The organism is Pirellulales bacterium, from assembly GCA_036499395.1.
GTDB lineage: Bacteria > Planctomycetota > Planctomycetia > Pirellulales > JACPPG01 > JACPPG01.
The window spans coordinates 205,768-224,677 of record DASYDW010000010.1 but is presented as its reverse complement, the minus strand read 5'-3'; the positions used below and the strand labels follow the sequence as shown (position 1 = coordinate 224,677).

Here is an 18,910-nt window from a genome sequence, read left to right as displayed (position 1 = left end):
TTCTTAACGCACGCTTCCCTCGACCCGCTTGCCCTTGTCATCCTTGTCGAGGTTAGTAACGAGCGCTTCGGTGGTCAACATCAGCGCCGCGATGCTGGCGGCGTTCTGCAGCGCACTGCGTACGACCTTCAACGGGTCGATGACGCCGGCCTTGAACATATCGACGTAGACGGCCTTGTTCGCATCGTAACCGACGCTGGCCGGCTTTTGACCGACTTCGTCAACCACGACCGAGCCGTCGATGCCGCAATTGTCCACGATCTGACGCATCGGTGCTTCGAGCGAATGCAGCACGATGTCGACGCCGATCTTCTCGTCGCCGCGAGCCGAACCGCGCACCTTTTCGACCGCGTCACGGCAACGCAGCAGGGCAACGCCGCCGCCCGGCAGGATGCCTTCTTCGACCGCGGCACGCGTGGCATGCAGCGCGTCTTCGACGCGGGCCTTGGTCTGCTTCATGTCGGCTTCGCTGCTGGCACCGACGGAAATGATCGCCACGCCGCCGGTCAGCTTCGCCAGACGCTCTTGGAACTTCTCGCGATCGTACTCGCTTTCCGTGGCTTCGATCTGATTGCGGATCTGCTGGATGCGAGTCTTGATCTCTTCGGGCTTGCCGCCGCCTTGCACGATCGTGGTATCGTTCTTGTTGACCTTGATCTGCTTGGCACGACCCAAATGCTCGAGGCCCAGATTTTCGAGCTTCAGGCCCAGGTCCTCGCTGACCAGCGTGCCGCCGGTCAGCACGGCAATATCGCCCAACATGGCCTTACGGCGATCGCCGAAGCCCGGCGCCTTCACGGCACAGATGTTCAGCACGCCACGCAGTTTGTTCACGACCAACGTCGCCAGGGCCTCGCCCTCGACGTCCTCGGCAATGATCAAAAGCGGCTTGCCCGACTGGCTGCTCTTCTCCAACAGCGGAATCAGTTCGCGGAGATTGCCGATCTTCTTTTCGAAAATCAGGATCAAGGCGTTTTCGAGCAGGCATTCCATCTCGGCCGGACGATTGATGAAATACGGCGAGATAAAGCCCTTGTCGAACTGCATGCCCTCGACCAACTCCAGCGTGGTCTCGGTTCCCTTGCCTTCTTCGACCGTGATCACGCCGTCCTTGCCGACCTTTTCCATCGCGTCAGCCAGCAGGTCGCCAATCGCGCGATCGTTGTTGGCGCTGATCGAGCCAACCTGGGCGATCTCTTCCTTGCTCGACACCGGCTTGGCCAGCGACTTGAGGTGCTCGATCGCGGCTTCAACCGCCTTCTCGATACCGCGGCGAACCGCCATCGGGTTGCTGCCCGCGGCGATGTTGCGGGTGCCTTCCTTGAAGATCGCACGGGCCAGCACGGTGGCCGTCGTGGTGCCGTCGCCGGCAATATCCGAGGTCTTCGACGCGACTTCGTTCACGAGCTTTGCGCCCATGTTCTCGAAGTGGTCTTCCAGCTCGACCTCTTTGCTGACCGTGACGCCGTCCTTGGTGACGGTGGGTCCGCCGAACGACTTGTTGATGATCACGTTCCGGCCGGTCGGACCCATCGTAATGGCGACGGCGTTCGCTAGTTTCTCGACCCCTTTGAGCATCTTGGCCCGGGCCTGATCTTCGAACAGCAATTGCTTGGGCACGGTTGACGTTTCCTTGAATATCTTGATGTGCTTACCGCAGTATTGGCTGGTAAGCCGAAGGCAATTTTTTTGAGAGCGTTTGCGCTTAGCTCACTACTTTGGCCAGTTAGTTCACCACTTTGGCCAGAATGTCGGTCTCGCGCAGGATCTTCACGTCACGGCCGTCGAGCTCAATCTCGGTGCCCGAGTACTTGCCGTAGATCACTTCGTCGCCGACCGAAACCGAAAGTTGACCGCGGTTGCCGCTATCCAGCAGCTTGCCGGGGCCGACCGAAACGACCTTGCCGCGTTGCGGCTTTTCCTTGGCCGAGTCCGGCAGCACGATTCCGCCGGCGGTCCGTTCCTCGGCTTCACGCGGCTCGACTACGACACGATCGTCCAGAGGGCGCAATTTGACGTTCTTCATGGCAGTTATCCGTTCTTATCTATGAATGTGTTTGCTGATGATTTTATTGGTAGGTGAGGGTCGCTTGGGCTGGCGCGGGACGATTTACATCATGCCGCCCATACCACCCATATCCATGCCCCCCATGCCACCCATACCTCCCATGCCTCCACCCATTCCGCCCATACCACCCATGCCGTGGTCGTGTGCGTGATGGTCGCCCCCTTCTTCCTCTTCCTTGGGAATCTCGGTGACGAGCGCCTCCGTGGTCAGCAGCAACGCGGCCACGCTGGCCGCATTCTGCAAAGCGGTGCGAACCACCTTGGCCGGATCGATGATACCCGCCGCCACCAGGTCGCAGTATTGCGCCTTGTCGGCGTCGTAGCCTTCGTTCTTCCCCTTCAGGTGGCGAACACGATTTACGACCACGGCGCCGTCGACGCCGGCGTTAGTGGCGATCGCACGTAGCGGATAGTCGAGCACATTGCGGATGATCTTCGCGCCCAGTGCCTCGTCTCCCTTGAGATCGAGCTTGTCGAGAGCCTTTTCACTGCGGATCAGGGCCACGCCACCGCCGGGAACGATGCCTTCTTCGAGCGCGGCTTGCGTCGCGGCCTTTGCATCTTCCAACAGCGCCTTGCGCTCCTTCATCTCGGTCTCGGTCGCGGCACCGCAATTGATCTGGGCCACACCGCCGGCCAGCTTGGCCAGACGCTCTTGCAGCTTCTCGCGATCGTAATCGCTTTCCGTGACCTCGATTTCGCGGCGAATCTGCTCGGCGCGGCCGTCGATGTCCGGCTTTTTGCCGGCGCCGCCGACCAGCGTCGTGTTTTCAGAGTCGATGATGATCTTCTTCGCACGTCCCAAGTCCGTCAGCTTGACTGCGTCGAGCTGAATGCCCAGGTCTTTGAAGATCGCCGTGCCGCCGGTCAGCACGGCCAGGTCACCCAGCATCGCCTTGCGACGATCGCCGTAGCCCGGGGCCTTTACCGCGGCGACATTCAGAATGCCTCGCATCTTGTTGACGACCAGCGTGGCCAGAGCCTCGCCTTCGACGTCCTCGGCAATGATCAACAGCGGCTTGGCCGACTTACTGATGGCTTCGAGCAACGGCACCAGGCTCTTGGCACTCGAGATCTTTTCTTCGTAAATCAGCAGGTAGCAGTTTTCCAACTCGACGGTCTGGCTGTCCTGATTCGTGACGAAGTGTGGCGAGAGATAGCCGCGATCGAACTGCATGCCTTCGACCACTTCGACGGTCGTTTCGGCCTGCTTGCCTTCTTCGACGGTGATGACGCCGTCTTTGCCGACTTTCAAGAACGCGTCCGACAGCACTTCGCCGATGCTGGCGTCGCCGTTGCCGGCGATCGTGGCGACCTGCTTGATCTCGGTCTTGTTCTTTTCGTTGATCGGCGTGGCTAGCTTCTTGATCGCCTCGACGAGCGCATCGGTGGCCTTATGGATACCGCGCTGCAGGGCCATCGGATCGGCGCCGGCCGAGATCATTTTTAGCCCTTCGCGGAAGATCGCTTCGGCCAGTACGGTGGCAGTCGTGGTGCCGTCGCCCGCGACGTCATTCGTCTTGCTGGCGGCTTCCTTGACGAGTTGCGCGCCCAGGTTCTCGAAGGCATCCTCAAGCTCGATGTCTTCGGCAACGGTCACGCCGTCCTTGGTGACCTTCGGCGAGCCCCAGCCCTTGTCCAGCACGGCGTTACGGCCACGCGGCCCGAGGGTACTGCGAACGGCCCGGGCCAGCTTTGAGACGCCTGCCAAGAGCGGCTGACGAGCCTCGTCATCGAACACCATCTGTTTTGCCACAGCGGATTCCTCCTGTTGGGCGAGTGAAATTTGGGACAGCCGTCCGCCGTTGCGTGCGCAGCCGCGTTAGCGTGGCCAGTGCGGCGACAAGTCCCACAGTTGTATTAGTCTGGTGGTTTGGCGAAAGGGTGCCGCGACCTCTAGCAATATTGGCAGAGACCGCTCCGTGGGCCGTCTAAAAGCAATGCGTGTGCCACGCCCTCGGGCTAAATGGCAAACCACTACGCAGCAAGGCGTTGCAGAAAATGGCTTGGCGCCCATTCGCGTGCGCCGCGTGAGAAGCTGACCTGAGGTGCCATTTTGGCAGCGAGGGGGCGACGCCGGGCTGCAGGAGGTCACGATCTCGGACTTCGGGAGCATAGTTCCGTAAGCCCAGGGCATCGTCGCCCCGGGGGGTTAACCGTCGAGGTCCTGGCTGCGGGGGAGACCGGTGTGCCGTACCTTGCCGTCGGGGCGAAGAACGTCGTCCTTGGCCGGCGTGTCGATAAGCGAATTCCGCACCGTGGATAGGTCGCGCAGCGAGGCTGGTTTCACGATCTCAGCCATCGTGACGATAAGGCGATCTCGATCAAAGCCTCTAGATAGCCGGGCACGTTCCGCGCGTCAGGCCCGCGTCGGCTCACGTATGCTATGCTCGCAAAGCCGCTACCGTTCTCCTCACTTCATAAACCGCGACTTGGAAAACGCGCATGAAATGGATCTTCATCGCCTGCGGCGGGGCGTTCGGATCGCTGGCCCGTTACTGGATGCAAGGCACCGTCTACAGTCTCACCGGCTGGGCGTTCCCCTTGGGCACCGTTTCGGTGAATCTTCTCGGCTGCCTGTTGATCGGCATTCTGTACGCGATGTTCAGCGGCCCGTTTCCGGTGCGTGATGAAATCCGCCTCGGACTGATCGTAGGTGTGCTGGGGGGCTTCACCACGTTTTCTGCGTTCAGCCTCGAAACATTTCTCATGGCCCAAGAAGGAAAGATGGCGCTCGCCCTCTTAAACGTGGTGCTCAGTTGCGTCTTGGGGCTGGTGGCCGTGTGGTGCGGATTCCGCCTGGCCGGCTACTACTTTGGCGTGCCGACGATGACGCAGTAGCTGGTAGTCAGTAGTTGGTAATCAGCAATTCGAGGCTGCGTGCCCCTCTTCACTGACTACTAGCTACCGCCTACCGACTACTATCTCAGCACTCCCGCGTTGCGGGCCGCTCGTTTGAGCGATTCCAAGGCTTGGCGCAGTTGCTCGATCGTGTGATTCGCCGTCAGGCTGATGCGCAATCGTTCGCTGCCGAGCGGCACGGCTGGGAATGGGACCGAGTTCACGCAGATATTGTCGCGATGCAACGCTAAGGTCATTTCGCGCAGCGCTTTCATCTCGCCGATGATCACCGGGATCACGGGGCTAGCGGCCTGGCTCGTGCGCAATCCGATTCGCAGTAGCCCTTCGTGCATGAAGCGGCAGTTTTCCCACAGCCGTTCGCGGCGTTCCGGCTCGTCGTGGATCACATCGATCGCGGCGCTCGCCGCGGCCAGCACCATCGGCGATGGTGCGGTCGAAAACATGCCGCTCCGTGCGAAATAGCGAATGTACGTCACGAGATCACTTTTGCCGGCTACGAATCCGCCGCACGCGCCGAGTGCCTTGCTCAAGGTGCCAACGTGCAAGTCGATCTCGCCTTCCAGTCCGAAGTAGGCCGCTGCCCCGCGCCCGCCCGGCCCGAGCACCCCGGTCGAATGCGCCTCGTCCACCAACAACAGCGCATTGTGCCGGCGCGCGACCTGCCAGATCTGATCCAAGGGCGCGATGTCGCCGTCCATGCTGTAGATGCCTTCGACGGCCACGACCTTGGTCCGCGCCGATCGATTTCGCTCGAGCACTCGATCCAGGTGAGCCGCGTCGTTGTGATGGAATACCTTGACCTGTGCGCCGGATAGCTTCGCACCGTCGACCATGCTGGCGTGCGCCAAGCGATCGAGGATCACGACGTCGTCCTTGCCAGCCACGGCCGAGATCACGCCAACGTTCGCCGAGTAGCCTGTCGCGAAGACGCAAGCTTCTTCCGCCCCTTTGAAGGTCGCCAGCTTCGCTTCCAACTCGCGAGTAATGGGAAACGTGCCGACCAGCAAGGGCGAGCTGCCCGATCCGGTTCCGTATTGCGCTGCCGCTTGTTGTGCGGCGCGCACGATGCGTGGATGATTGGTCAGTCCCAGATAGTTGTTCGAGGCCAGGATAATCATGTCGCGCCGGTCGGCGTCGAACGGGTATTCCACCGTGGCCGCGGCGTCGCTGGGTGCCAGAAGAACTCGGCCGTAGAGGTTTTGCCCAACGGACTGAAAGTGATGTACCGCCTGCTTGAAAATCGGGGCCAGCTCGCGGATTCCCATGCCCGCCTCGCGTGCTCGCAGCAGGTTCGCCAACGAGAATTGCTCGTCGATCTCGATCGTGGTCGTGGGCGCCGTGGTGAAAGGGAGTGAAACGTCGGCAATCGTCGGTTCGGCGTGGGCAATCTCGGGGGGCATGGCAAAGGCTCCTGGCTTGACCCCAACCTTTGGGGCGAATAATGGGGCTGAAAAGTGGGCAACGTTATGCCCCTATCAGCAGCGCAAATAATTCGCAGTTGTTACCTCGCTGGCGCGGTAAACTTACGGAAGCCGAATCCGTCGTGACGTCGGAGAAATTCGCCGAAACAAAACGCCGTGGATTGCGCTTCTGCTGGTATCAGGATCACTCCTCTCACCAGCCACCGAGCAAGGCGCTCCCATGAACACCGACACCGTACGCTTTATCGGAACTACCGTGCGCATTCAGCCCCCAGGATTTCCCGCGACACCCATCGACGCCCGGCTGGTTCCCCAGCCGTCGGAAGTCATCGCTCCGCCCGAGCCCCGCGTGCCGATCGCGGACCAACGGACTCGACCAGTGGAGCGCATCGTACCGTCAATGGCCGCGCCCGTGACTTCGGTAGCGCGCCGGCCGCAGGGCGACATCGTGGTTCGCGAAGTGAAGACGCGCCGTGATCGCGACGCCTTTATCAAATTCCCGTGGCGCATCTACGAGGGGGACAAGAATTGGTCCCCCCCGTTGTTGCTCGAAGTGAAAGCGTTCCTCGATCCGCGCAAGCATCCGTTCTATTTGCATGGTGCGGCGACGCAGTTTCTGGCCTATGACCAGGGGCAACTGGTTGGCCGTGTCCTGGTAAGCGACGATCCCAACTACAACGAGCAGCACGAGACCAACACCGGCTGCTTCGGCATGTTCGAATGCATCGACGATCAGGACGTCGCCTCGGCGCTGCTCGACGCCGCGGCGAATTGGTTGCGCCGCCGCGGCCGCACTCAGATGCTGGGACCGATCGACTACTCGACCAACAATCCTTGTGGGCTGTTGATCGAAGGATTCGATACACCGCAGCGCGTGATGATGAACCACAACCCGCCGTACTACGCGCGGCTGCTCGAAGGTTGGCAACTTACCAAGGCCAAGGACTTGTACGCGTGGTGGTTCGACGATTCGTGCGACATGCTGCACAAATGGGCCAAGCGTGCCGAGCGATTTGCCGGGCGCGGCGGTGCCGTCGTGCGTCCTCTTTCGCACGCGAATTTCGACGCTGAAGTTGCCCGCTGCCACGATGCCTACAATCGTTCGTGGGAAAAGAGCTGGGGCTTCGTCAAAATGACCGATGCCGAATTCCATCACATGGCATTCGAGCTGAAGAAATACGCCGCCCCGGAATTGATCCTGCTGGCCGAGGTTGATGGCGAGCCGGCCGGCCTGTGCATTACGCTGCCCGATTTCAACGAGGCCACGCGTCCCTTGAATGGCCGCTTGACGACGCTCGGTATCCCGATCGGCCTGGCGCGGCTGTTGTACAACATGCGGCACATCAAAAGCGGACGGATGGCCGTGCTGGGCGTCGTGGAAAAATTCCGCCGCCGCGGCGTGGTCGAGATGTTCATCCTGCGATCGCTCGCCGCCGGCCTGGCTTTGGGGTACACCGGCGCCGAGCTGAGCTGGACTCTGGAAGACAACGATCTAATCAATCGCACGATTGAAAAAGTCGGCGGACGCCGCTACAAAACGTTCCGCCTCTTTCACACCGATCTGTAGTCGCGTTCCGGCCGCGAGTCCGGGACGGCAAGCAACGTCGAGCGGTTTGCGATTCGATGCAGGATGAAGCCAGTTACATTTGCGACGCCTGCGGCGAAGAGATCGTCATTCCGCTCGACCTATCGGCCGGCGAGAGCCAGCAATACGTCGAAGACTGCCCCGTCTGTTGCCGTCCGAACGTGATCCACGTCGAGGTTGAGGACGGTGGCGAAGTGCGCATCTGGGCCGAGGCGGAATAGCTGGCACCCTTTGACTAGCCAACTTCGCGACCGGCCGAATGCTATTTCGTTCCGGCCCGTTCGGCTTCTTGCGGGTCGATGAATCCGTCGTGGTTCGTGTCGAACTCGGCGAAGCGTTCGACGGTCCCGAGGAATTCTCGCGGCGAAAGGTCCCCATCGCCGTTGGTGTCCATCCGCTCGAACCACACAGGCCCGCGAAGCGTCCGCCTGGGCCGCATGTCCGAAGATTCGTTTTGCATCGCGCGATCGGCCAGGACGCCGTGACGCACCTGCACCACGGTGCGATCGGGAACTTCGTCCGGCGTAATTCGGCCATCGGCGTTCGTATCGCAGGTCAACAATTGCGCCGTGGCCGCGGCGATTTCTCGCGCGCCCAGCCGGCCGTCATGGTTGACATCGAGAGCGGCGAATAGCGAGTCGCCACCGCGGTCGACGCGGACGGAAAATCGCGATCGCTCGATGGCGCGGCGTCGCGCGTAGAACGTTTCCAGTTCTGACGGCAGAATCTTGTCATCTCCGTCGAGGTCCACCGTATCGAACGCTTTCAGCGGCTCGTCGGCTTGCTCGACTTCGCTACGATCGAGCGATCCGTTGCCGTCTTTGTCGTACTGCCGCACTTGTTCGGCGGCCATGACGGATAGGTCCCGATCGTCGGTCTCGGCTTGCTCGAGCGACCATGCGAGCATTGTGCCAGGGCTCATCAACTGAGCCTCGCCCGTGGCGGGCTCGCTATGGATCGTCGTCCATAGGTTCGCCGTACCTGTGGGCTCGATTGCCAAGATGGGCCTGCCGTCCGCTTCGCCCGGCGCTTCGAAGTGCATAATCACGTTCAAGTCTGCCGGAACCTTTAGGAGCCCCGCCAGTTCCTCGGCCGAGATCGAGGTGCTTTGATTCTCGTCGAGCACGTCGAGCAGTTCTTTTGCTCGCAGGCCGCCGCCACTCTTCGCCTGGCGAAACCTCGGATACGCTGCCCGGATCATGCGCCATAGCTGCTCCCAGTTGGCTCGTGGCGACAGTGCCACGGCCATCGGGTTAATCGAAGGCGCCGTTCGCTGCGGGCTAGCGGATGATGAAGCACTCGCCGACAGTTCAGCGAGCGAGACACTGTCGTCTCCGCGCGAATCGCGTGACCTCAGTCGATCGGGAGCGACGTTCCGTTCCGCCGCAGAAATAACACCGTCACGATCAGTATCGAGCAGTTGCCATGTCGGAGTCGCGGTGGGGCTAGCCCCGGCTGACGTATCGTTTGAGCTGAGCGAAAGCCAGTCATCCCCTTGCTCGCCGGCCACTAACATGCGCCGTAATTCGTCACGGTCGACCTTGCCGTCGCGATTGCGGTCGAATCGCCGGATCGCTGCCTTTTGGTCCGCATCGCTTGTCAGTGCTGGGTTACCAAACTGCCCGGAACGGAACGGCCGGCTTTCGACCAGCGACTGCCACGTCAGTTGCGCGTCGGCGCTCTCTGTCGCGTCAGTTGAACCTTTGTCAGCGAGTATCTCGTCGACCAACCGATCGACAGCGCTGTACGGCGACTGGCCGTCGAGCGTCAAGTACAGGTCGCAAATCAACGGTCCGGCAGGCGTCAGCAGAATCAGGCGCTCGGGCGTAACATCGGGGAGCTTAATCGCTGCGTTCACCGCGGACGTATTTTCTGGGGAAGTTTCTTCTGCAGTGCGGACGTCGATGTCCGCAGGGGCGTCTTGATCGACGGTGGGCGACTCGGCCGGCCGCTCGTCGACGGCAACAACCGTTTCTTTGTCAACGGTCGATGTCGACGGAGCGTCCTTCGCCTCTCCGCAACCGGTCGCAGCCGCCATGAGGACCGCCAGTAACCCACAACGAAGACCTCTCACGCCAGCACGCCCTGGATAGGCTCGCCTTCGGCAATCGCGATCGGTCGGCCCATTTCGGAAATGTTTTGTTGCTTCGGATCGATCCCGAGCGCCACGCACAACGTGGTCAGCACGTCGCCAACGGCGACTTTGCCATCTTCGACCGTCATGCCGTCATCGCTCGTGCGACCGTAAACTTGCCCGCCACGAATGCCGCCGCCGGCCAGCACACAACTCCAGGCGTTGGGGAAATGGTCACGTCCCCCCATCGCATTGATTGTGGGAGTGCGGCCGAATTCTCCCATCCAAAGAATCGTCGTGGATTCCAACAGGCCGCGCTCGGCCAAGTCCTCTAGCAGTGCGCTCCATCCGGCGTCGAGCCGGGCCGATAGGTCCTTCACGGTCGTGAAATTATTCTGATGCGTGTCCCAGTTGCTCGTCGGCCCGATGAAATCACCGAGATTTACTTCGACGGTCGACACTCCCTGTTCGATCAAGCGCCGGGCGAGCAGACATCCCTGGCCGAAGACGCCCGGTCCGTATCGATCACGTACTTTGGTCGGTTCGCTGGCCAGGTCGAAGGCGCCCGCGGCCGAGCTATTCATCATGCGCAGGGTGCGCTGGTAGATGGTTTCATGTGCCTGGGCCACCGCCGCGCGATGGGCCGTCAGGAAGCCTCCTTCGAATTCACGCCACAACGCCACGCGATCAGCCACTTGCCCGTTGGTGCCGCCGGCAGGAACAAGATTCCCAAATCGCAGGTCGGCGTACGCCTCGGCCTCGCCTGGGTTCGCCCGGCGTTGTTCATCGACAACGGCCGGCGCGTATCGTGGGCCTAGAAAGCCTGCGCCGAACGCGGCCTGATTGAATTGTTGATAGGGGGCCACGCTGATGTATTGCGGCAGATCGGCGTCATCGCTGCCAAGCTCCTTGGCCACGGCGGCGCCGATCGCCGGATAACGCACTGGGCCACCCGGCACATGCCCGGTCCGCATCAGGTACGTTCCACGGCCGTGATCCCCTTCCTTCGTGCTGAGCCCACGCAGGATCGCCAGTTGACTGGCTTGCGCCGCCAGGCGCGGCATGTGTTCGCTGAACCGCAGGCCGGAAACACTGGTATCGATTTCCTTGAATTCGCCACCATTGGCATGGCCGGGCTTTAGGTCGAACGTATCGAGCTGGCTGGGACCGCCGCTCATCCACAACACGATGCAGTGCCGCCGCCGCTTGGGATCCGCGGTCAGGGCGTGCGCCAGTTGCGGCACCCAGCCACTGGCGCTGTACCCGAGCGCCGCCATCCCGGCGGCCTGTAAGAATTGCCGCCGATGCGGTTGGGCATTAAACACTTCGGCGATGTCACGTTGCATAGCGGACCTCGCTCAATGGTTCAGGCTGAACTCAGCACTGTTATAGAGGGCCCATAAAATGTCACCGAGCGCAGTCGAGCGTTCGATGTTGTCGGCCGCGGCTCGCGTCAACCGTGCTAACGATTGCAACAGCTCTTGCTCGCGCGGCTCGCGCGCCAACGTGGCCAGAAAAAGAATCTCGACCCGCTCTCGATCCGATAGTACCGGTGCATCGAGCGCCGCGAGCAAACCGCTGGTCGGACGGCTCGTGGCGCTAGTGACCTCGGGACCATTTAGCAGCAGCAAAACCTGTGCGACCCCAGCGTCGTAATCCAAGCGTGAAGCGCTGGGGGATTGCATTTTGGCCACGAAAGTTTGCCGGGCCACGTCAAAGCTGCCCAGGTTCTGCCGCGTCGGCGCGTTCGAAATTCCCGTAGCGGATAAACTCGATCGCATCAGCGAATCATAAAACTGCTCGGGCGTCAGCGTTTTGACCAGCATCCAGGCAAAGGCATCGGCCGGCGGATCGTCTTCCCCCGTGACGCTCGCCGCCTGGTAAGCCTGCGTGTTCGCTAGCGTCCGTACCAGGTTACGCAGATCGAAGCTGGTCTCGATGAAGTAGGCGGACAGTTCGCGAAAAACTTCTGGATGGCTGGGAGGATTGCGCTCGCTCAGATCGTCGACCGGCTCAACCAGTCCGCGGCCGAACAGGTGCGCCCAGGCTCGATTCACGGCCGCCGGCGCGACAAAAGGATTGTCGCGTGACACCATCCAGATGCCCAACTGCTCGCGGCGGGTGCCGGTATCGTCGCGCGATGGAGTGTCGCCGCGTGGATATCGCGGGCCGACCACCGTGCCCGTGCCTGGCAGCATGACCTCACCCGTCTCCTTATCAACCAGTCGCGCCCCGCGCCCCATTTGCATATCGCCCCCGCGGCCGATGCGGGCGAAGAAGGCCGCATAGCTCCAAAAATCGCCTTGCGTCCAGCGATCGAATGGATGGTCGTGGCATTGCGCACATTCCATTTGCACGCCCAAGAAAATCCGCGAGGTGTTCGCCGCCAACTCCTCGGGCTTCAAATCGAATGCCGTGTAGAACAGTCCAGGCCCTTCTTGCGAACCGCCGCTGGCGACCATCAGGTCGGCAACCAATTGATCGTAGCGCTGGTTCTTGGCGAATTGCGCCTGCAACCAGTTTTGTAAACCGGCTTGCGCGTCGAATTCGTCGACACCAGCGCCGCGCGGCACCATCATGTTGCGCCACGTCGTTGCCAAATGGTCAGGATGCAGATGCGAAGCGAGCAGGCGATCGATCAGTCGTGCGCGCTTTTGCGGATCCCGATCGGCGAGAAAGGCCCGCACTTCACCGACCGTCGGCACCACGCCGACCAGGTCCAACGAGACGCGACGCAGAAACGTCGCATCATCGGCCGCCGCTGGCGGCTTGATTGCGGCGGCAGCCCAATCGGCGGCCAGCAACTGGTCGATTCGCGCCGTCATCTGACGCGAATCGCGCGGCCGGGCCGGCGCAACGGGATCGCACGATGCGGCCTCGCCGGCGGCAGTTGCTGCGTTCTCTTCCGCCAAGGCGAGCTGCGAATGCGTGGCCCCCACGCCTGCGAACGGCGCGAGACAAAGTACCAGCGCAATAAACTTCTGAATCGTGCGCGACATGCCTGACCCCTTCTCAGCCGTGCCGTCTCGCGAGCAGCCCCGCCCACGGTCGGCTGCCATAGTTCGCCGGTCATTGTACCGCGCGGCGTTGTGAAAATCGCCAGCGCTTTTAAATAACTTCCATCGCCAGCAGTGTGACATCATCGTGAACGAGCGCCCCGCCCGTATGGGCGTGCAGGGCCTGCAGAATCGCGGTCCGCAGCTCCATCAGCGACGATTCGCGGTGCCGTTCGGCCACGGCAATCAGTCCTGGCAGGCCGAACAGTACCTGTTTGGCGTCGGGTGCCTCGATGACCCCGTCGGTATACAGCAGGATACGATCACCACTGGCCAGCGGCATCGAATGCTGGGCGTAGTGCGTTTCATCGCTGACGCCGATTGGTAAGTTCGACAGTCCCGGGCCGTCAGGCACTTCTGCCGGGCGCCACGCGCCGACACTTTGCCGGTACACAAGCGCTGGCGGATGCCCTGCGTACGAAACGTACAACTGCGACTTGCGGCGATAGAATTGCACGACGGCCAGTGTGCTGACCGTCGCAATGCCATGGTGATCAGCCAATGCATTCAATTCCGCCAGCACGCGATCACCGCGCAAGGAATTCATCCGCGCCGCGAGTGCATCGTAAAGCCACTCGCCCACCTGACTCACCGTCTGCCCATGGCCAGGCACATCCGCTAGCGCAACGCGAGTCAGCGAGTCCGCGCCGCACACGCTGAAATAATAAACATCTCCGCCTGCGCCCCCTTCGCACGAGCTACTGAAGAGGCTTGCCCGAACGCCGCTCGTAACGGCCTCGAGTTCGGCGTTGCGAATTCCACCCCAAACCTCGGCGCAGCGTATGTGATGTGCTTGCGCTTTAGAGCCGGCAGCGTCAACAATTGGCGCCGGCGGACGTGTCAAATGTCGGCGCGGCCAATAGATCAGTTGACGCAAGCGACTCATGCAGGCGCGATACCCACGGCGCAGCGCGTACCAAAGCGATCGAAGCATCGTGAGCTGTGTGGCGGAAGTTTTGGTTATTTCGCCGACGGATCCTGTCCTTCGCGGTTTACGTACACCCGATATAGGCTCTTGCCGGCCGTGATGTATAGCGTCTTTGCGTCACGGCCGCGGCCGAAGCCGATGTTGGTCGGGACCTCGGTCTTGATGTAGCCAAGTTCTTTTCCTTCGGGCGAGTAAATATAGATGCCGGGCCGGTTCTCGGCACGGACCGCCACCCACAGATTGCCATCCTTATCGCAGACCAGGCCGTCCGGCCCGTCGTAGGTACCGTAGTCGACTAGCGTTTTGCGGTATTTTGCCGAACCATCAGGCGCCAGGTCATAGGCCAAGAGCGCCATCAGACCCTTGCGCAGAGGCGCGGCTACTTTGTCGGCCTGTCCGGTCGATGAACCCAGGCGGTCGATGCTCGTGGCGCCGTTTTCGTTGCTGACGACGTACAACGTCTTTTGATCGGGCGAGACGGCGACGCCGTTGGCTTTGCCGGCGTCCGTAATGATGCGATTGATCGAGCCGTCCGGGTCGATGCGGTACACGCCCACCAGCGGCTGGTCGATCCCCTCGTATCCCATGTAGCGTGGGTCGCTGAAATAGATGCGTCCCTTCTTGTCGATCGAAATATCATTCGGCGAGTTGAACGGTTTTCCTTCGTACAGTCCGGCGATGATGTAGCTCTTGCCGGTCTTCATGTCGGTGCGTGTTACGCGTCGTCCGCCAAAATCGGCCCCCTCGGCCACGATCATGTCGCCGTTGGCGTCGAACTTAATGCCGTTGGACATGCCGCTGGGCGAGCGGAAGATCGTGGTCTTGCCGGTCGTGGGGTCGTAATGCCAGATATGACCGGCTTCGATAACCCCCTTCGGGTCGCGCGAGACGTGCGAGAACGTAATGTCGCTGAAGTACACCTGCCCGTCCGGCGCGACGGCAACCCCTTCGGTCAAAACGCTTCCCTCGAACAGTTTTTCGACCTTGGCATCGGGCGCGACGACAGGCTCGTCGGCGCGTGCCAACCCGTGCAAGCAGGCCGCCACAGCCGCGACGAGTAAAAGCCGGCTGACCGACAGGGAATTCTCGAACATTGTTCTCTCCTGGGCTGTGCGTGCGTGAGGGGTTGCCATGCGTGCTGCGAGCGGCGGGGGCGGCTTTCTAACCGATTCGCGTCCCCCCTCGCGGGCGATCGGCGTATTTTGCCGCCGCGATCGCGGCGAACCGCGTGGCCAGAACGTTGCGATTCTGGTCGCGGGCTCGTAGATTAGTAATGGTCTATTTGGCCGTATGCGCGCCGTCAAGTGACGGTCCCGCCAGAACTGCAAGCGCTGTCCTTTTCCCAACCCACCGCCCGGACAGCGAGGAGAACCCGCCATGCGTCCTGCCGCGCTCCTGCTGAGCATGTTGGTCGCGCTATGGGCGGCCGCCGGCGCAGCACAGGCAGGGGACGCCGGTATCGAGCACTTCGAAGCGAAGATTCGGCCCGTGTTGGTGGCGCAATGCTACGAGTGCCATTCGGCCCAGGCCAAGAAGCTGGGCGGCAGTCTACTGCTTGATAGCCGCGAAGGCGTTCTTAAAGGGGGCGATTCCGGAGCGAGCATCGTTCCCGGCCAGCCTGACGAGAGCCCGTTGATCGCGGCCGTGCGTTATGACGCCGACTCGGTACACATGCCCCCGAAGGGGAAACTGCCCGCGCCGGTGATCGCGGACTTCGAAGCCTGGGTGAAAATGGGCGCCCCTGACCCGCGCGATGCGGCGCCCGTAGCCGCCGCCGCGGAATCTTGGAAACAGACGCTGAGCGAGCGACGCGACTGGTGGAGCATGCGTCCGGTGGTGAAACCGACGGTGCCTGCGGTGCGCGACGCGAGCTGGTCCGCGCGCCCGGTCGACCGGTTCATTCTGGCAGCTCTCGAAGCCCAAGGTTTAACACCTGCGGCGCTGGCCGATCCGCGCACGCTCGTGCGCCGCTTGACGATCGTATTGACCGGCTTGCCGCCGACGGCCGAGCAAGTCGCAGAGTTCTTGCAGGCCTGGGAGGCGGCGCCGACCTCGTCGGCGTCCCGGCAAGTGGCGCTCGAGCGATTTGTCGAATCGCTGCTGGCTTCGCCGCACTTTGGCGAGCGCTTCGCCCGGCACTGGATGGACGTGGTGCGATTTTCGGAGACGCACGGCAATGAATGGAACTACGAGGTGCATCATGCCTGGCGATATCGCGATTACCTGATTCGCGCGCTGAACGATGATGTGCCGTACGATCAGTTGGTGCGCGAGCACATCGCTGGTGACCTGTTATCGACGCCGCGCATTAACCAGCGCGAGCAATTCAACGAGTCTGTCATCGGTACGGCGTTCTATCGCTTTGGCGAGGCGAATCACGACGATTGCATCAGCCTGCCGCAGATCGGCTATGACTTGGCGGACAATCAGATCGACACGCTGAGCAAGGCGTTTCAAGCGACGACCGTGGCTTGCGCCCGCTGTCATAATCACAAGCTCGACGCCGTCTCGACCGAGGACTATTACGCCCTGCTCGGCATCCTGCGCAGCAGCCGGGAAGTGGCGCACACGATCGATACGCCGGCGGTAAATGCCGAACCGATCGCCCGGCTGCGCGAGATCAAAATCACGTTGCGACGCGAACTGGCCGATGCCTGGCAGCGCGACGCCGCGCAAGTGGCCAGCTACATGCAAGCGGCCCAGGCCAAACGCCTGAATCAACCGGCTAGCCCGGACGCGGCATCGCTTGATCTGCAGCGACTGGAGAAATGGTCGGCCGTGCTGGCGGTCGAAAAAGCGCCGCGCGAAGAGGTCTTCGAGCCGTGGCGCGCGATGATCAACGCCAAGGTCGCTCCGGCAGCGGCGCCAGCCGACGCTTCGCCTGCGGCTGGCACGGTAGCGCCGCCTGTGGCAGCGACGCCCACCAGTTGGTCCGATCTGGCCGCCTGGTATACGAAGGAAGACGCCGAGCGCGGTGCAGCCAATGCGTCGCAATTCACGACCTACGCCGACTTTCGGGCGGATCGCCCTGACAAGGGAAATGCGAGCGACTGGCAAATCGGTGGGCACGCGTTGCGCGATGCCGGAAGTCGCAGCGGCGACTTTTCGCTGCAACCTGAAGGCGAAACAATTGTGCGAGCCGTGTTACCGGCCGGACTGTATACGAACACACTTTCCGACAAGCTGAACGGGACGTTGCGTTCGCCAGTTCTCGCGGGGCAGCGCAAACAGATCAGTTTTCAAGTCCTCGGCCAGCGCAGCAGTGCCCTCAGGCTGGTCTCGAACAACTGTCAACTCAATTACAAGAATTACAAAGCGCTCACCAGCGGCGAATTGTACTGGATCACGTTTTCGCCCCCCGAGAATTACGACAGCCTGCGGACGTATGCCGAACTGATGACGATGTTCGACAACCCGAAGTTTCCCGATCAACTGAGCGCGCTGGGGGGGGACAAGGAGAACTACAAGTTTCCGTGGGAGAAGGCGGCCGAAAACCCTCGCTCGTATTTCGGCCTTACGCGCGTCGTCATGCATGACTGCGACGATCCGCCCAAGGCGGAACTGTCACACATGCGTCCGCTGTTTGCCGCGACCTCTGACGCGAAGGACATAGTCGTTGAAGTTGGCGCTTTGCCGGCGCGCTATGCGGCGGTGATCGGCGCCGCGATTCGCAATTGGAGCGACGACGGTGCCACGGACGACGATGTGCGTTGGCTCGATGCCCTGGTTCGCGCGGGCCTGTTGACGAACTCCGTGGCCGGCAGCGAGCGATTGGCCGCGCTGGTGGCCGAATATCGCCAGGCCGAGGCGTCGCTCGCACTGCCACGAGTCGTGCCTGGGTTGGCCGATTGTGGGCCGGGCTTTTCACAACCGGTGCTGGTCCGCGGCGACTGCACACGACCCGGTACGCCCGTCACGCGGCATTATCTCGAAGCGATTTCGTCGCCGGACGAGCCATTCGTCACCGAGGGGAGTGGCCGGATGCAGGTGGCCGAGCGAATTGCCAGTCCCACCAACCCGCTGACGGCACGCGTGATTGTGAATCGCGTGTGGCATCATCTGTTTGGCGCCGGCATCGTTCGTACGGTCGATGACTTTGGCCATGTCGGCGACTTGCCTTCGCATCCCGAACTGCTCGATTACCTGGCGTCCCAGTTCGTCGAAGAGGGCTGGTCGCTGAAACGGCTGATCCGCGAGCTGGTGTTGTCGCGCACTTTTTGCTCCGCCGATCAACCGGCTGCGGCCGCGGAGGAGATCGACCCGCAGAATCGTTTGCTGGGTCATTACCCCGCGCGGCGGATGCAGGCCGAATCCATCCGCGATGCGATTCTGGCGACCAGTGGCCGGCTGGACCGCACACTGTTCGGCATGAGCATTCAGCCCTACCGTGAAAAAGAAAATGCCGACCGGCGTCTATTCCCTGGTCCGCTCGACGGCCATGGCCGACGCAGCGTCTACATTAAGAACAATCTGATGGAATCGCCCAAATTCCTGAGTGCGTTTGACTTTCCCGGTGGCAAGGTCGCACTCGGCCGCCGCGACGTGACGAACGTCCCGGCCCAGGCGCTCGCCTTGCTGAACGATCCCTTCGTGCTGGGGCAGGCGGACGAATGGGCGGCGCGCTTGATTGCGCGTTCCGATGCATCGATCGCCGCACGAATCGACGCCGCGTTCGAAACCGCGTTGAGCCGTCCACCACGGGACGACGAGCGACAGCGGTTCGAACAGGCCGTCGCGCAGTTTGCGGCGCTCTACCAGGTGCCAGCCGCGGAAGTGCTGCAAAGCCGCGTCGTATGGCGCGACGTGGCACACACGATTTTCAACTTGCAAGAGTTCATCTACATCCCATGACGCGCCGCGAGCGAAAAATAAATCACGACTCCAGTGCCTGCCCCGGCCGGCAACCCGCGCGCCTCA

At 61.8% G+C, this 18,910-nt stretch carries 14 protein-coding genes; 4 read left to right on the top strand and 10 right to left on the bottom strand.

Features of this window, described 5'->3' with window-relative positions:
• Positions 1–3: 3 nt before the first annotated feature.
• The 4 genes from groL (VGN12_02225) to VGN12_02210 form a co-directional block, all read right to left on the bottom strand.
• Complete coding sequence (groL, locus tag VGN12_02225) at positions 4–1,620, bottom strand: chaperonin GroEL (protein ID HEY4308243.1); 1,617 nt, start codon at positions 1,618–1,620, stop codon at positions 4–6.
• Positions 1,621–1,726: 106 nt separating this feature from the next.
• On the bottom strand, positions 1,727–2,026 hold the full coding sequence (gene groES, locus VGN12_02220) for a co-chaperone GroES (protein HEY4308242.1): 300 nt from the start codon (positions 2,024–2,026) through the stop codon (positions 1,727–1,729).
• Between the two features lie 84 nt (positions 2,027–2,110).
• On the bottom strand, positions 2,111–3,811 hold the full coding sequence (groL, locus tag VGN12_02215; protein ID HEY4308241.1) for a chaperonin GroEL: 1,701 nt from the start codon (positions 3,809–3,811) through the stop codon (positions 2,111–2,113).
• A gap of 408 nt (positions 3,812–4,219) precedes the next feature.
• Complete coding sequence (locus VGN12_02210; protein HEY4308240.1) at positions 4,220–4,357, bottom strand: hypothetical protein; 138 nt, start codon at positions 4,355–4,357, stop codon at positions 4,220–4,222.
• Between the two features lie 155 nt (positions 4,358–4,512).
• On the opposite strand from VGN12_02210, the gene crcB reads away from it, so the two are divergent.
• Entirely contained in the window at positions 4,513–4,908 is a 396-nt protein-coding gene (crcB, locus tag VGN12_02205; GenBank protein ID HEY4308239.1) for a fluoride efflux transporter CrcB, read from the top strand.
• Between the two features lie 80 nt (positions 4,909–4,988).
• Here the strand turns inward: crcB and VGN12_02200 are convergent, their stop codons facing one another.
• Positions 4,989–6,329: an aminotransferase class I/II-fold pyridoxal phosphate-dependent enzyme gene (locus tag VGN12_02200; protein HEY4308238.1), complete on the bottom strand. Its 1,341-nt coding sequence runs from the start codon at positions 6,327–6,329 to the stop codon at positions 4,989–4,991.
• Between the two features lie 241 nt (positions 6,330–6,570).
• On the opposite strand from VGN12_02200, the gene VGN12_02195 reads away from it, so the two are divergent.
• On the top strand, positions 6,571–7,917 hold the full coding sequence (locus tag VGN12_02195) for a hypothetical protein (protein HEY4308237.1): 1,347 nt from the start codon (positions 6,571–6,573) through the stop codon (positions 7,915–7,917).
• A gap of 56 nt (positions 7,918–7,973) precedes the next feature.
• Complete coding sequence (locus VGN12_02190; protein HEY4308236.1) at positions 7,974–8,156, top strand: CPXCG motif-containing cysteine-rich protein; 183 nt, start codon at positions 7,974–7,976, stop codon at positions 8,154–8,156.
• Between the two features lie 41 nt (positions 8,157–8,197).
• On the opposite strand, the gene VGN12_02185 is transcribed toward VGN12_02190, so the two are convergent.
• The 5 genes from VGN12_02185 to VGN12_02165 form a co-directional block, all read right to left on the bottom strand.
• Positions 8,198–9,973, bottom strand: coding sequence for a hypothetical protein (locus tag VGN12_02185; protein HEY4308235.1), 1,776 nt, complete (start codon positions 9,971–9,973; stop codon positions 8,198–8,200).
• A gap of 32 nt (positions 9,974–10,005) precedes the next feature.
• The gene (locus tag VGN12_02180; protein HEY4308234.1) at positions 10,006–11,355 is read right to left on the bottom strand and encodes a DUF1501 domain-containing protein; all 1,350 of its coding nucleotides are present in this window, start codon (positions 11,353–11,355) and stop codon (positions 10,006–10,008) included.
• Positions 11,356–11,367: 12 nt separating this feature from the next.
• A complete protein-coding gene (locus VGN12_02175; GenBank protein ID HEY4308233.1) occupies positions 11,368–13,008 on the bottom strand; it encodes a DUF1549 domain-containing protein in 1,641 nt (546 codons plus the stop codon).
• A gap of 109 nt (positions 13,009–13,117) precedes the next feature.
• On the bottom strand, positions 13,118–13,999 hold the full coding sequence (locus VGN12_02170) for a PP2C family protein-serine/threonine phosphatase (protein HEY4308232.1): 882 nt from the start codon (positions 13,997–13,999) through the stop codon (positions 13,118–13,120).
• Between the two features lie 26 nt (positions 14,000–14,025).
• Positions 14,026–15,087 carry an SMP-30/gluconolactonase/LRE family protein gene (locus VGN12_02165; protein ID HEY4308231.1) on the bottom strand — a complete coding sequence of 354 codons (1,062 nt, stop codon included), beginning with the start codon at positions 15,085–15,087 and terminating at the stop codon, positions 14,026–14,028.
• A gap of 283 nt (positions 15,088–15,370) precedes the next feature.
• Between VGN12_02165 and VGN12_02160 the strand changes: the two genes are divergently transcribed.
• Positions 15,371–18,844 (top strand): PSD1 and planctomycete cytochrome C domain-containing protein, encoded by a 3,474-nt coding sequence (locus VGN12_02160; protein HEY4308230.1) that lies wholly within the window; start codon positions 15,371–15,373, stop codon positions 18,842–18,844.
• Positions 18,845–18,910 lie beyond the last annotated feature (66 nt).